The organism is Paenibacillus sp. Pae15, assembly GCF_024519685.1.
Lineage (GTDB): Bacteria > Bacillota > Bacilli > Paenibacillales > NBRC-103111 > Paenibacillus_G > Paenibacillus_G naphthalenovorans.
Genome location: NZ_JALJRM010000004.1, coordinates 84,431 through 98,403 on the forward strand (window position 1 = coordinate 84,431; position 13,973 = coordinate 98,403).

Consider the following 13,973-nt stretch of genomic DNA (forward strand, 5'->3'; position numbering starts at 1 on the left):
GAGACCATGACAAACCATAACGCGGTTTTCTCCGAGAAACCGGACGGGTTGGCGCCATCTTATGATCTTCAGCTTGGCTGCTCCAAGGTCGACATCACCCCGCAAAGCCCGCTGCCGCTTGCGGGCTTTGCGCATAGACAAGGAGATTTTGAACGCGTCGAACGTCCTTTGTATGCAAGAATCTTGTTTTTTCAACAAGGCGGGACTGGAAGCGCGCTGGTGATATCAGCCGATTTGCTGTGGTGGGGGGCGGAACGCGTAGACAGCCTGAGGAACAAGCTGAATGAACGCTTTGGACTGAGTGAAGCGCAGATCGTGCTGCATGCCACGCATAATCATTCAGGTCCGCAAACCAGCGGCTTGTTCACGCCTTCGCTTGGCCGCCCGGACCCAGAATATATCGCTTTTTTGGAAGAACGTATCTTGGACGGCGCAGAACAAGCGGCACGGGCTTTCGAGCCTGTGACGGCGGAGCGGGGAATCGGGAGCTGCCGTCTTGGCATTTACCGCCGGAAAAGGGTAGACGGGAGTATACGGATGGCGCCGAACCCGGAAGGGCCTGCAGATCCTGAAGTAACCGTTATTCGTTATGCGTTATCCAACGGCAAAACCAAGGCCCTTCTGGTTCATTATGCCTGTCATCCTACCACATCGGGTGACAATACGGTATCGTCCGAATTTCCGGGGCTGGCCATGGGGCTGATTGAAGAGCAGCTCGGTTGTGGAGCGGTCTCGGCGTATGTGCAGGGCTGCTGCGCCGACGTTCGGCCGGCCCTTGTACGGGACGGCGAATTTTATCGCGGCGGCGATGAGGATGTGCGCAGCATCGGGCAGGCACTGGCTAGCGAGGTGTTGGCCGTTTTGACAAGGCCGATGAAGCCGCTTGCGCCGCGGATGCTGCATTCACGAACGGTGCGCGTTCAGCTCCCCTTGCAAGAACCACCTTCTCCGGATGAGCTCAGGAAGTGGGCCCGCCTGGAACCGTCACAGAAGGAACTGGAGCTTGGCGGGGGAAAAGCCGGCGAAAAAGCCGGGGACGCGGTTGGAACAGATCGTCCTGATGCCCATGCGAATCCCATCAAGCAGCTCGCGCCGGACGAAGATATTCTGGAGCAGTGGAGCAGACTGCTGCTTTCCAATCATCACTACCGGCAGCGCACCGTCGAGTTAGAGCTTTCGTATCTCGAATTGGCTGAGGGGTTCGCGCTGCTTGCGACCAATGCGGAAATGGCTGGAGACTACGGCCGCTTCGTCAAGATCGGCTTCGGAGGCAGGGTGCTCCCCGTGTGCTACTCCAACGGCATGATCGGGTATATCCCTACAGCCGGCCAGCTGGCCGAGGGGGGGTATGAAGCGGTCGATTATATTTATTATTTTGGCCTGCCCGCTCCGCTTGCTCCGGAAGCGGAGGAAATCATACGCAGCGGAATCCGAACCTTGGTTACCGCTTAGGAGGGCTTTGGACGAGACGCTCACGCTGACCGGGCCCGCATAGCCAGACCCAAACAAGCGCCTTCCGGCATCGTCATGTACGATCGGAAGGCGCTTCGCTTGTCGCGATGCTTATTCAATCCACTGCACAATATCCTCCAGGTTTTGTCTCGTTTTTGGACGATGCGGGTCTTGGGCCCGGTATCCGAATGCTACCATGACCTAAATGTCCAGATTCCCGTTTTCCAACAGTCCCTCCTCGTCAAGAATCTTGTGTACCTCGTCAAAATCGAATCCTTCGATGGGGCAGGAATCAATTCCGATCGGAGCCGCAGCGGTCATCATATTGCCAAGGGCGATATCCGTTTGCTTGCAGGCCCAATCGAACAAGGTACGCTCATTGTCCAGCAAATGTAGATCGGATTCCTGGAATTTTCGATATACGGTAGGGATGCGTTCCAATCCTTCCGGGGGCATCTGTTTTACATTTTTGTACAGGTTGAGCACATAGTCGGAATCGTATCTTACGTTTCTCCGGGCCAGAATAATCACAAAATGACTGGCTGTCGGAAGCTGTCCTTGTGTTCCCCAGGATACCTTTTTCAGCTTTTCTCTCAATCCATCGTTCTGGACGATCAGGAACTTCCAGGGCTCAAAGCCGACGGAGCTTGGAGACAATCTTCGGGTTTCGAGAATAAACCGTTTCGAGAATAAACCGGAAATCCTCGTCGGAAATTTTTTTCGTCGGGTCGAACTGTTTGGTAGCATGTCTGAAATAGAAGGCGTCCAGTATTTCCTGTTTTTTGATCGCTGTCTGGTTCAAGGGTCATACTCCCTTTCCCGTATTTTTCCATGATCTCTTCATCATACCACATATCACTTATTTTAAGTAATCGCCCGAAGCTGCCGGTGCGGTTTCGAGGGGAGAGCGGCATATTATCCACAATCTTATCCACATCATCAACAATCATTTTGCTTATATGACGCATGTATTCCTGCAGCAGTGTCAACATATCCACAGTTCAAGTTATCCACATATGACGGCGCCGCAAGAACAACCATGTTTATAAAATCCACCGGGGGTTAATTAAAAGGTTGCGGAGGATTCATTTTTTCCAACGGATTTTTTTAGCTGTGAAAAATAGTATTGACAAAAGAAAAATTAACTTGCTAATATGTATTTCAGAAATCATTTTCTGATAGCGGTTACAAAATGACATCTATAATTTATGGCTGAGTATATTTTTTTAACCATTTCAGAAATCGTTTTCTGAAACCGTTTACTGATGATTGTTTCATCAAAATGGGAGGTGCTTGCTTACCAGTTTTGGTTTACAAACGAGGCCTGAAGATTTGAGACTTCAAGTTCAGTCAGAGGAAGCCAATAAGGTTTACAAATACTGAGGGGAGTTAGGAATATGTTAAAAAAATCCAAACCATTCATGATGTGCATGGCTTTGACTGCGGCCGTTTCGCTGCTCGCTGCAGGCTGCTCTTCTTCGTCTTCTTCTTCCAACGGTTCCACCGCGCCTTCGGGAGAGGCCAAGCCGGTAAATTTGCGTCTCGGTCATGTTTTTGCCGCCAACAGCGTCACGGATCAAGCCTCCCAAAAATTTGCCGAATTGGTGGGCCAAAAAACAAACGGCGCCGTGAAAATCAGCATTTTCCCGGCAAGCCAAATCGGGGGGGATGAAGCACTTGGGCAGAATCTGTCCCGTGGTACCCTGGATATGGCCTTTTTGAATCAAGGATCGCTGGCAGGGATGGATCCGCTGCTTGACTTCAGCTACTTGCCTTACATTGCGGAGAACAACGAACAGGCGGATCAGCTCTTCTATGGCAGCGGCATTATCCCGGCGACGATTAAAGAAACGCTGAAAAAACACAATATTCATGCTCTGGGCTTTTACGAGCTGGAGTTTAGAGGATTGACGAACTCGAAGCATACAGTCAAAACACCTGCGGAAATGAAGGGACTTAAGCTGAGAGTTCCGGGTTCCCGCGCGATCAAAGGATTCTTCGAAGCGGTCGAATCCCAAGCCGTATCCATTCCTATGCCGGAGTTGTACACCTCACTGCAGCAAGGCGTTGTTGACGGGCAGGATAACGGCCTAATTATTACGTATGACAATAAGCTTCACGAGACGAACAAATACGTCACCCGTCTGAATCATGTTTATGCGTCCGGTACGATCAGCATCAGCCAAAAAATGTGGGACAGCCTGACACCGGAACAGCAGAAGGCATTTGAAGAAGCCGCTAAGGAAACGCAGCAGTGGCAAATTACGGAGAACCGCAAGCTGATCGATTCCTACGTACAAAAAATGAAGAATGAAAACATCGAGGTCGTCGATTTGTCGCCGGAGGAAATCGCGGCTTTTAAAGAAATCGGCCGTTCCTTATGGGATAAATTTGCCGACGTCTATGGCGCTGATCGGATATCGAAGCTGAGAGAAGAAATTGCAGCATTGAAATAAAACATCCGGGTCAGCGAATCTATGTGCCCGGATGCAGATACATTTTATGATACGGCGGTGGTTAACTGTGTTGGAGCGTATTGAAAATACAATGGCACGGATCGAAAAAGCGGTCGTCATCATTGCCTTTGTCGTCATGCTGATTTCAATCTTTCTGCAGGTATGCTTTCGAGCCTTCGGCTGGCCTTTGTTGGGAACGGTCGACATCGGTTTACTCAGTATTTGTGTATTGACCTTTATCGGATTCGGATTGGCCGTTTATACGAAAGACCATATAACGATCGAAGTGACCGATTTGCTGCGAAGTCCGAGACTACGCAAGGTGATTCATTTTTTATCCGAGATTCTCATGCTGACCTTCAGTGTTGCGCTCATTTCGATTGTGTATCCGTTCTTTACCTATATCGCCGAGTCCGGTGAGAAAACCATCGAGCTGGGGATTCCGATTATGCTGCCGATTGGTGCACTGGTGATCGGTGCAGGCCTTGCCATCTTCCATGGGGTGATCCAATTGCTTTTGATGATCCGTGAGATGCGTCCTACAGCAGAAATGAGGTGACTACTTCATGACCCTGGTTATCGTTAGTGTCTTCATTTTATTGATTCTTGCCGTACCGATCGGTGCAGCCTTTGCATTATCGGCTTTTCTCGGAGCGAAGATGAACGGGCTGCCACTCGATACCTTTGCATCGCTGCCGTACCAGACGATCAACTCCTTTCTTCTTCTGTCCATACCGTTCTTTATCTTGACCGGACAAATCATGAATCAAGGCAAGCTGATCGGCCGGCTGATAGAGATTGCCGAAATGTTCCTGTTCTGGCTGAAGGGCATGCTCGGATATGTGACGATTCTGGCCAGTGCATTTATTGGCGCGATCACGGGTTCTTCGGTAGCTACCGTGGCTGCCATCAGCAGCATCATCGGCAATCGGATGGTCGATAAAGGATACAAACGTGGCTATGTAGCGGCTCTGATGGGATCCTGCGGGCTGCTTGGCGTTTTGATTCCGCCTTCTATTCCTTTGATCGTGTACGGTGCGGCCGTGGGCGCTTCGATTTCCGATTTGTTCCTTGCGACACTGCTTCCGGGCATCCTGATGGTCTTTGCCTTTTCCATCGTGCATTTTCTGCTTCTTAAGAGGGTGCTGAACCATCCGGAAGGGGAGCAGGGGAGCGGAGAAACTCCGGTCTTCAAGCAGAGCAAGAGGATCGCCTTTGTCCAGTCGATTCCCGTACTGCTGATGCCCGTGATCGTGCTCGGCGGAATATACGGAGGGATCTTTACGCCGACAGAAGCGGCTGCGGTGGCTTGTGTGTACGGCCTGGTGTTGGCGCTGGCGGGCAAAACGATGAAAATGCGCGAGCTGTCCGGAGTGTTTTATAAAGCGGCACTGACGTCCATCTCCATCTTATGCATCATTGCCTTTACGTCTGTGTTTAACAATTTCATGATTCTGGAGCAGGTTCCTCAGATGCTTACGGGTGCGATTCAGAACATCACGGACAACAAGATCATGTTTTTGATCATAGTCAATTTGATTTTGTTTTTGGTCGGCATGTTCATGGAAACGAACGCTGCCGTGCTGCTGATGGCCCCGCTTCTTTATCCGGCGGCTATGCAGTTCGGTATGGATCCGATCCACTTCGGTATCATGCTGGTGACCAACATCGAGCTTGGACTGATTACCCCTCCTATGGCGGCTAACTTGTTCGTGGCGGCAAAAACAAACAACAGCTCGCTGGTGGAGATGATGCCTTACGTCGCTTGTTTTTTTGCAGCGGCAGTCATCATCCTCGGGATGATCACCTTTATGCCGGGATTAAGCCTTTGGTCCAAATAACTCATCCAAGACCATCGACAATGAAAGGAGTTTATGAACAGATATGCAGCTACCCAAAACGTCTCAATCGGCGGTCGTACGCGAATTCGGCAAGGAAATCGGAATTGAGGAGGTTCCGGTGCCGCAGCAGCTGGAACCCCGGTCGCTGCTCGTGCAAATCGACTGTTGCTCGATCTGCGGTACGGACGTGCATCTGTGGGAAGGCACGCTTTCCCTGAAAGTGGATTTGCCTGTTATTCTTGGCCACGAAATGGTGGGCAGGATCGTGGCAATGGGCCCGAACGCCGACCAGGATTCCGTCGGGCAGTCCCTCCAGATTGGAGACCGGATCATCTGGTCTCATACCAGTTGCGGTTCGTGTTACTACTGCACCGTAGAAAGACAGCCGACGCTTTGTCATCATCGCCGTGCTTATATGTACGAAACAATGGAAAAGCCTCCTTATCTGATGGGAGGGTTCTCACAATACGGATATGTCGTACCGGAATCGGGACGGATAAAAGTGCCGGATTCTGTCGAGGACAAATTGGCAAGTCTGAGCAGCTGCGCTTTCCGCTCGGTTATTAACGCGTTCGATCAGGTCGGCACGATCCGTCCGACGGACACGGTGCTCGTACAAGGTACGGGACCGTTAGGCTTATTGGCCATCGGGGTGGCCAAAGTATCGGGCGCCAAAAAAATTATAGCCATCGGCGCCCCGGACAGCCGTTTGAAGCTGGCCGAGGAGTTCGGCGCCGACTGCGTGATCTCCGTAGATCAGCATGATCCCGCAGCACGAAAGGCTATTGTCATGGAGGAAACGGGAGGCCGCGGGCCTGCAAAGGCATTCGAATTTTCCGGTCATCCCGGCGCTTTCGCGGAAGGGCTGGAGATGGTGGCCAAGGGTGCGCGCTATATGGTCGTCGGCCAGCTCGGCGAAGGGAAGGTGACGATCCAGCCGTCGATGATTACAAAGAAAAACTTGAAGGTGTTCGGTTCGTTTTCCGGGGATATCAGCCATTATTGGAAGGCGCTGCAGTTCATCGCCAAACATCAGCGGGATCTGCCGTTCAGCAAGCTGATTTCCAACGAATATTCGCTCAAAGACGTTAACGTCGCATTGAAACGAATGCAGTCGTTCCAGGAGATCAAGCCCGTGCTTTATCCCTGGAAATAATTTATACGAAAAGACGAGGTGACGAGGATGGACGATCAGAAACGAGGCGAGCTGCCTCTTGCAGGATTACGGGTGGTCGATGCCTCGACGATATTGGCGGGGCCTATGCTGGCCACCTACCTAGGAGATTTTGGAGCGGAGGTCATCAAGGTTGAGCATCCGTCGGGTGATCCGCTGCGAAACGCCGGCCGGCAGAAGGAAGGCAAGTCGCTAGAATGGAAGCTCGTTTCACGCAACAAAAAGCCGATCACCTTGAACTTGGGTAAACCCGAAGGTCAGGAATTGTTTATGAAGCTGGCGGAAACGGCGGATATTGTCATTACCAATTTTCGGCCGCAAACCTTGAAAAAATGGGGGATCACCTACGAGACGCTGAGTGCCCGCAATCCCGGCCTGATACTTGTACAGGTATCCGGCTTCGGTGTGGAGGGTCCTTACAGCGACAGACCGGGATTCGGCACCCTGGCTGAAGCGCTCAGCGGATTTGCCGAAATCAACGGATATCCCGACCGCGGTCCGCTGCTGCCCAACCTGGCTCTCGCCGATCAGGCGACGGCACTGCTTGGAGCGTATGCCACGATGGTGGCGGTATACGAGCGCGATCATTCCGGGAATGGCAAAGGGCAGTTTATCGATCTGCCGATTTATGAGGCGCTTATGGGCATGCTTGGCAATCAGGTGATGGAATACGACCAGCTCGGTATTCTCCAGAAGCGAATGGGCAACCGTACCCAATGGACGGTCCCGCGGAATTTGTACCAGACCTCCGACGGCAAATGGGTGGCCATTTCGGGCAGCTCTCAGCCTATTGTCGAACGCATCCTGAAAGCGGTGGAGAGAGAAGATCTGATTACCGATCCGCGATTCAAAGACAATCAAGCCCGGCTGCAGCATGCGGAAGAAATCGATGGTGTCATCGCGGAATGGATGTCACGCCACACGCAATCGGAAGTGCTGGCGCGTTTCCACGAGTGCGATGCAACCATCGCGCCGACCTATACGATCGAAGACATTTTCAAGGATCCGCATTTCCGGGCGAGGGGCAACATTGTTGAGGTGCCCGACGGAGATTTCGGAAAGGTCAAAATGCTGAATACAGCACCGAAATTTTCCCGTACCCCGGGGCGAATCCGGCACAGCGGGCTGGAAAAAGGGGCCTGCAATGACGAAGTGTTCGGCAAGCTCGGGTTAAGCAAAGCTGCGCTGGATGAACTAAAGAAAAACGAAATCATATAACTTACCAACCGGGAGGATGACTATGGAACAGTATCAGCTTTATATTGGCGGGCAGTGGGTGGAGGCACAATCGGGAGAGCGCTCCGAATCCATCAATCCTTATACGAACGAAGCCTGGGCGAGCGTCCCCGTCGGTGCGGAAGCGGATATCGATCTGGCCGTACAGGCGGCGCGCAGGGCGTTTGACGAAGGTCCATGGTCGAAAATGTCGAACAGTGAAAGAGGACGTCTTCTCATCCGTCTGGCGCATTTGATCGAAAACAACATCGAACGTTTGGCGCAAATCGAAACCCGGGACAACGGCAAGCTGATCCGGGAGACTACAGCGCATCTGAAATCGCTGGTCGATTATTACATCTATTTCGGCGGCATGGCCGATAAAATTCACGGGGATGTCATTCCGCTCAACAAAACATCGGTGCTGAACTATACACTGCGTGAACCGATCGGCGTCGTCGGGGCGATTACGCCGTGGAATTCGCCGCTCCTGCTCACAACATGGAAAGCGGCGCCTGCATTGGCTGCCGGGAACGTCATGGTGATCAAGCCTTCCTCCACGACACCGTGCTCGATTCTGGAATTCGCCAAGCTGGTCGAGGAAGCGGGGTTTCCGCCAGGCGTATTCAACGTCGTTACCGGACCGGGTAGCCGCATCGGCAATTACCTCGTACAGCATCCGGGTGTGGACAAAATTTCGTTTACCGGCGGAACCGATACCGGACGTTCGCTGGCTTCGCTCGCGGGCAAGCACATTAAACGGATCACACTCGAGCTGGGCGGCAAATCGCCGAACATTGTGTTTGAGGACGCGAACCTTGATAATGCGGTCATGGGCGTCATGGCGGGAATATACGCCGCCTGCGGCCAAACGTGCAGCGCCGGGTCCAGACTGCTGCTTCAGCGTTCGATCTACGATGAGTTTCTGAACAAGCTGGCGGAACGCTCACGTCAAATCAAGCTCGGCGATCCGAGTGATTGGCATACGGAGGTCGGTCCGCTGGCCAACCGTTCGCAGTTGGAAAAAGTGGCTTACTATGTGGACATTGCCAAGCAGGAGGGGGCCGAGGTGCTGCTGGGCGGTAAACGTCCGGAAGCGGCGGAGCTGCAGCAGGGGCTGTTCTATGAACCGACAATTCTTACGAATGTCACCAACGACATGCGTGTGGCGCGTGAAGAGATTTTCGGGCCGGTCTTGTCGGTCATTCCGTTCGAAACCGAGGACGAAGCGATTCGCATCGCTAACGATTCCGATTTCGGTCTGGTCGCCGGCGTATGGACGAACCACATCTCCCGCGGACACCGGATGGCGCACGCGATCCGCAGCGGTACGGTATGGGTCAACACCTTCCGCAATGCCAACTATGCTTCTCCTTTCGGCGGTTACAAGGCGAGCGGCTACGGACGCGAGAACGGTCTTGAGGTGTTGAAGGACTACACGCAGGTCAAAAGCGTATGGGTGGAAACGGAAGAGAAAATGAGAGATCCGTTCGTCGTTGGTTAGAATATGAAGGATAGGGGTGGATACCTTTGTTATATAGAACGATGATGTTTACGCCGGGTAACCGGCCCGACAGGCTGATCAAATCGTTGGATAGCCCGGCGGATGCCCTGATTTGGGACGTCGAGGATGCGGTCCACCCGAATGAGAAGGAGGCGGCCCGTACGGTGATCCGGGATGTGCTGGACTCTATGGACGATGCTCCCTCCAAGCCGATTTTCATCCGGGTCAATCAAGCAGGTACCCCGTGGTTTGAAGACGATGCCCGTCTGGCGGGACATCCGCTGGTTCGCGGCTTGCTCCTGCCCAAGACGGAGAGCGCCGCACAAGTGGAGCAGGCCTGGAAGCTGATGGGCCGCAAGGGCGAGCTCATCGTCCTGATCGAAACAGCTGTTGGCGTTCGCGACCTGGAGAACATTCTGGAGTCGCCGCTGATCACCGGTGTCGCTTTAGGCGCCGTCGATTTGGCTGTCGATCTGAATTTGACACTGACGGATTCCGGGTTGGAGCTGCTCTACTTCAAGTCCCGTATCGTAACGCTGGCCAGAGCTGCAGGTATTCAAGGCATTTATGATTCGGTATTTCCCGATTTTAACAACTTGGACAGCCTCCGCATACGAGCCGCGCTGACGAAAACAACCGGATTTACCGGACAAATGTGCATCCATCCCGTGCAGATCCCGATCATTACTGAAGTCTATACCCCCTCAGCGCAGGAAATCGATTGGGCTAAGCGGGTCATCCATGCGCTGAAGAATGAAGCGAAGGGACTGGGCGTCTTTACGATTGACGGCAAAATGGTGGATCGCCCGGTGATCGAAAGGGCAAAACAAGTCCATGAGGCGGCCGTTCGCTGGAAATTGGCCTGAAAGCACCCGGTTTATTGACATGCGGTTAGTTTCATTCTATACAATAGAGGTATAACTTTTTTCGTGAATGGGAGCAATGTGGATGAAGGTAACCATCGATGATGTAGCGCAGAAGGCGGGGGTATCCAAAGCGACGGTTTCGCGCGTACTGAACAAAAACTATCAATACATTTCGGATGATACGAAAGAACGCGTGCTGAGAGCGGTCGAACAGCTGGATTACCGGCCGAACGCGCTGGCCAAAGGCTTGAAGTCGTTAAAGACGAACGTAATAGGTCTCGTGCTCTCCAATCTGCGAAATCCGTTCTGGTCACAGGTATTGGAAGGTATCGAGGACGTGTGCAAACATTACGGATATAACCTGATGATCGCCAATTCCCGCGACAGCCTGGAATCGGAGGAGGATCACATCAGGGGCTTCGGCTTACGTCAGGTAGACGGCATCATTGTGAACCCTGCAACAGGTATGAATCCATTATTCGAGACCCTGTCCGAAAAACAATTCCCTCTGGTATTTCTCAACCGTAAAGTGGAAGGCGTAGCGGCCGATACCGTCGTGGTAGACAACATCAAAGGCTCCAGGATGGCCGTAGAGCATCTGCTGCGGCTCGGGAAGCGGAAAATTGCCATTTTCCTGTATCCGCCCAACGGAATCAGTCCTCGTCTCGAACGGATTGAGGGGTATCGATTAGCGATGGAAGAAAACGGTTTGCCGGTCCATCCGGACTGGATCAAAATCGTGCGGAACAAGCAGGAGTGTCAAGTCGAAATCGGCAAGCTATTGGAAACGGGGCTGCCGGATGCGATCTTTTCCACCAACAGCATTCTTACCCTGGAGATTATGGATGCGCTGAAGGAGTTGGGGCTTTCGGTACCCAAAGACATCGCCGTATTGGGCTACGACGAGACAGCCTGGGCCAAGCATCTCGATCCGCCCTTGACGACCATCGAGCAGCCCGCTTACGAAATGGGGAGGGTGTCCGCCGAGCGGCTGATCCGGAGAATGGATAACAAAACGGATGCAGCTTTGGAAACGATTCTGTTGGAGCCGGCGCTCATTGTCCGCCGTTCCTGCGGGGAAACCTAAAGGACCAGCGATCCGCATAGGAAAAAATAATTCAACCGTCCGCCCGCGGCATGCTTGAGAGAGCAGCCGCGGGTGGACGGTTTTTGGACTGCCGGACAGCTGGACTGGACCGGCAGCCTTCAAAGAGCGGGAAGACGGACGGAGAACGTGCAGCCTTTACCGGGTCTGCTATCGACGCTGATCGTGCCGTCATGGGCTTCCACAATCGATTTGGAGATCGAGAGTCCAAGTCCCGCACCCCCATGCTTGCGCGTTCGGGACGCATCGCTGCGGTAGAATCGCTCAAAGATATGGGGAATATGCTCTTCGGCAATGCCGATACCGTTATCGCGGATCATCAGGTCCGCTTGATTCCTGCGGGACGACAAGCTTACCTTAATCACTCCGTGTTCCGGGTCGGTATGCTGAACGGCGTTATGGAACAGGTTGAGGATGACCTGTTTGATTTTATCCGAATCGTAAATCCCCCGGATGCCTGCCGTCAGGTCGAAATCAACGGTCCGGCTTCCCGCCAGCATCCGCAGGTGCGGCTCCATTTCCCGGATGAGTTCGTCCAGCCTTGTTTCCTTCAATTGAAGCTCCGGGGAACGGTCGAGCTTGGCCAGCATCAGCAAATCCTCTACGAGCTTCTTGATGCGTTTGGATTCGCCATGCATGCTTTTCAAGGCGGGATACAGCTGTTCCGGCCTGTCGGCCGCCCCGCGAAGCAGCACCTCCAAAAAGCCGTGAATCGACGTCAAAGGCGTTCGCAGTTCATGGGAGGCGTCGGCAATGAACCGCCGCATCTGTTCTTTGGCTTCCCGTTCGGCCTCAAAGGAGGTCTCAAGCCGTTCCAGCATGCCGTTAAAAGAGTCAGCCAGACGGTCGATCTCCAGCTGCCCTTGCGGACCGGGGAACCTTTCGGCTAAATTTCCGGCATCCGTCCGTTCGACCGCCTTTACCATCATATCGAGTGGATTCAGCGTACGGCGAAGCACAGGCAGATAGAACGCCAAGCCACCCGCCAATGCTAGAACGGACAGCGCCACGAACGTCAGCAGCTGGCGCATGACCACATCCTGCAGAGGCGCTGTGGCTGTCCCCATTTGAAACATGCCGCCGATCTGCAAGCCGACCGGCCGGAACACGATGAGCTGTTCTTTCCCTTCCTCGTCCCGGACAACGCGATAGTGGACCCGTCCCCGATGATCGGACGGCTGAATGGAGCGGTACTCCTCGTCCGACAGACGCGGCGAAACGGAACCATTATCCCTGGTCAGATCGATGAAGGTTCCGTCGTGCCCGATATAGGCGACAGACATATCCGGGAGGAACAGAACCGGGCCCCGAGGCCGGCCTGTATCGGACTGCGAGCCGGGCGCACGGTCGCCGGAAGACCGTTCCGGAAGCGGATTCGGCCGGGTCAATATATCTCTTGGCAGCGTCCTTAGCTGCGTTACCATCGTTTCCGCCTGATTCCGGTATAGAAAATCCTTCATTAATACATATTGCAGCGCGCCGATCAGCAGGAGAAGGGCGGCCAAAATGAACAGCGACCGTGTCAGAAGCTGAAAACGGAGCGAACGGGGAGCCATCACCCGTTTAACCGGATCAAGAACTTTCCTTATCATGGCAAATCCATCCGGTACCCGGCGCCCCTGAGCGTCCGGATCAACCGATGCTCCTTGTCGGCCAATTTGTCCCGCAAAGAACGGATGTAAACCTCGACAATATTTTCTTCCCCTCCGAAGTCATATCCCCAGACCTTATCCAAAATTTTCGTCTTGCTTAGCACGATGCCATGATTGATGACCAAAAATTTAAGCAGCTCGTATTCCGTCGGGGAGAGCCCCAGCGCCTGCTCCTGATAGACGATTTCTTTTCTGCGGTCGTCAATGCGGAAAGGGCCGATCGTTACCTCGCCGAACAGATTCGGAAACTGATTGCGAATCCGGGCGCCGATGCGGGCAAGCAGCTCTTCGAAGCTGAACGGCTTGACCACGTAGTCGTCCGCTCCGAGTGTCAGTCCCTTTACCCGGTCATCGACTTCGTCTTTGGCAGTTAACATGATCACGGCAATATTGTTCCCGTTCTTCTTGAGCAGCCGACACACCTCAAATCCGTCCATGCCCGGCATCATCACGTCCAGCACGACGACATGCGGCTCGAATTCTTGTGCCAGATTGACGGCGCTCATGCCGTCAGGCGCGGTTTTGACTTCGAAGCCTTCGTTTGTCAGTCCCAGCTCCAGAAATTGCAGTATGTGGGGTTCGTCATCGACCAGCATAATTTTAATGCCTTTTAAGCTTTTCATCCCTATGCCTCCCACGTCAGTCCATGGTATAAATTATCCGCCACGAAGCTGAATGTACGCTGAATGCGGCCTGAACCGCGGCTGA

At 53.3% G+C, this 13,973-nt stretch carries 11 protein-coding genes and 1 pseudogene; 9 read left to right on the top strand and 3 right to left on the bottom strand.

Features of this window, described 5'->3' with window-relative positions; all coding sequences use genetic code 11:
- Positions 1-6: 6 nt before the first annotated feature.
- Positions 7-1,452 carry a hypothetical protein gene (locus NR121_RS04715; protein WP_062410601.1) on the top strand — a complete coding sequence of 482 codons (1,446 nt, stop codon included), beginning with the start codon at positions 7-9 and terminating at the stop codon, positions 1,450-1,452.
- Between the two features lie 111 nt (positions 1,453-1,563).
- Here NR121_RS04715 and NR121_RS04720 read toward each other — a convergent pair.
- Positions 1,564-2,254 (bottom strand): annotated as a pseudogene (locus NR121_RS04720) (NAD(P)H-dependent oxidoreductase).
- Between the two features lie 595 nt (positions 2,255-2,849).
- Between NR121_RS04720 and NR121_RS04725 the strand changes: the two are divergent.
- The 8 genes from NR121_RS04725 to NR121_RS04760 all read left to right on the top strand — a co-directional run bounded on the left by NR121_RS04725 (position 2,850) and on the right by NR121_RS04760 (position 11,595).
- Positions 2,850-3,908 (top strand): TRAP transporter substrate-binding protein, encoded by a 1,059-nt coding sequence (locus tag NR121_RS04725; RefSeq protein ID WP_137670745.1) that lies wholly within the window; start codon positions 2,850-2,852, stop codon positions 3,906-3,908.
- A gap of 70 nt (positions 3,909-3,978) precedes the next feature.
- Positions 3,979-4,467: a TRAP transporter small permease gene (locus NR121_RS04730; protein ID WP_160327406.1), complete on the top strand. Its 489-nt coding sequence runs from the start codon at positions 3,979-3,981 to the stop codon at positions 4,465-4,467.
- Positions 4,468-4,474: 7 nt separating this feature from the next.
- The gene (locus NR121_RS04735) at positions 4,475-5,749 is read left to right on the top strand and encodes a TRAP transporter large permease (RefSeq protein ID WP_054817329.1); all 1,275 of its coding nucleotides are present in this window, start codon (positions 4,475-4,477) and stop codon (positions 5,747-5,749) included.
- Between the two features lie 43 nt (positions 5,750-5,792).
- Positions 5,793-6,905, top strand: a complete 1,113-nt coding sequence (locus NR121_RS04740; RefSeq protein ID WP_062410604.1) for a zinc-binding dehydrogenase — start codon at positions 5,793-5,795, stop codon at positions 6,903-6,905.
- A gap of 27 nt (positions 6,906-6,932) precedes the next feature.
- Positions 6,933-8,141 (top strand): CaiB/BaiF CoA transferase family protein, encoded by a 1,209-nt coding sequence (locus NR121_RS04745; RefSeq protein ID WP_062410605.1) that lies wholly within the window; start codon positions 6,933-6,935, stop codon positions 8,139-8,141.
- 22 nt (positions 8,142-8,163) lie between these two features.
- A complete protein-coding gene (locus NR121_RS04750) occupies positions 8,164-9,642 on the top strand; it encodes an aldehyde dehydrogenase (RefSeq protein ID WP_054817331.1) in 1,479 nt (492 codons plus the stop codon).
- A gap of 26 nt (positions 9,643-9,668) precedes the next feature.
- A complete protein-coding gene (locus NR121_RS04755; RefSeq protein WP_062410606.1) occupies positions 9,669-10,508 on the top strand; it encodes an HpcH/HpaI aldolase/citrate lyase family protein in 840 nt (279 codons plus the stop codon).
- Between the two features lie 82 nt (positions 10,509-10,590).
- A complete protein-coding gene (locus NR121_RS04760) occupies positions 10,591-11,595 on the top strand; it encodes a LacI family DNA-binding transcriptional regulator (protein ID WP_054817333.1) in 1,005 nt (334 codons plus the stop codon).
- A 119-nt stretch (positions 11,596-11,714) separates the two neighbouring features.
- On the opposite strand, the gene NR121_RS04765 is transcribed toward NR121_RS04760, so the two are convergent.
- Both NR121_RS04765 and NR121_RS04770 read right to left on the bottom strand, forming a co-directional pair.
- Positions 11,715-13,205, bottom strand: coding sequence for a sensor histidine kinase (locus NR121_RS04765; RefSeq protein WP_054817334.1), 1,491 nt, complete (start codon positions 13,203-13,205; stop codon positions 11,715-11,717).
- Complete coding sequence (locus NR121_RS04770) at positions 13,202-13,888, bottom strand: response regulator transcription factor (RefSeq protein WP_054817335.1); 687 nt, start codon at positions 13,886-13,888, stop codon at positions 13,202-13,204. Before NR121_RS04770 ends, NR121_RS04765 begins: the two co-directional genes overlap by 4 nt.
- Positions 13,889-13,973: the final 85 nt, after the last annotated feature.

Bases quoted from the DNA above. Each gene is read 5' to 3' on its own strand.
- NR121_RS04770 (WP_054817335.1), bottom strand. From the start codon at position 13,888: ATGAAAAGCTTAAAAGGCATTAAAATTATGCTGGTCGATGACGAACCC.
- NR121_RS04760 (WP_054817333.1), top strand. From the start codon at position 10,591: ATGAAGGTAACCATCGATGATGTAGCGCAGAAGGCGGGGGTATCCAAA.
- NR121_RS04745 (WP_062410605.1), top strand. From the start codon at position 6,933: ATGGACGATCAGAAACGAGGCGAGCTGCCTCTTGCAGGATTACGGGTG.
- NR121_RS04765 (WP_054817334.1), bottom strand. From the start codon at position 13,205: ATGATAAGGAAAGTTCTTGATCCGGTTAAACGGGTGATGGCTCCCCGT.
- NR121_RS04740 (WP_062410604.1), top strand. From the start codon at position 5,793: ATGCAGCTACCCAAAACGTCTCAATCGGCGGTCGTACGCGAATTCGGC.
- NR121_RS04715 (WP_062410601.1), top strand. From the start codon at position 7: ATGACAAACCATAACGCGGTTTTCTCCGAGAAACCGGACGGGTTGGCG.
- NR121_RS04750 (WP_054817331.1), top strand. From the start codon at position 8,164: ATGGAACAGTATCAGCTTTATATTGGCGGGCAGTGGGTGGAGGCACAA.
- NR121_RS04725 (WP_137670745.1), top strand. From the start codon at position 2,850: ATGTTAAAAAAATCCAAACCATTCATGATGTGCATGGCTTTGACTGCG.
- NR121_RS04735 (WP_054817329.1), top strand. From the start codon at position 4,475: ATGACCCTGGTTATCGTTAGTGTCTTCATTTTATTGATTCTTGCCGTA.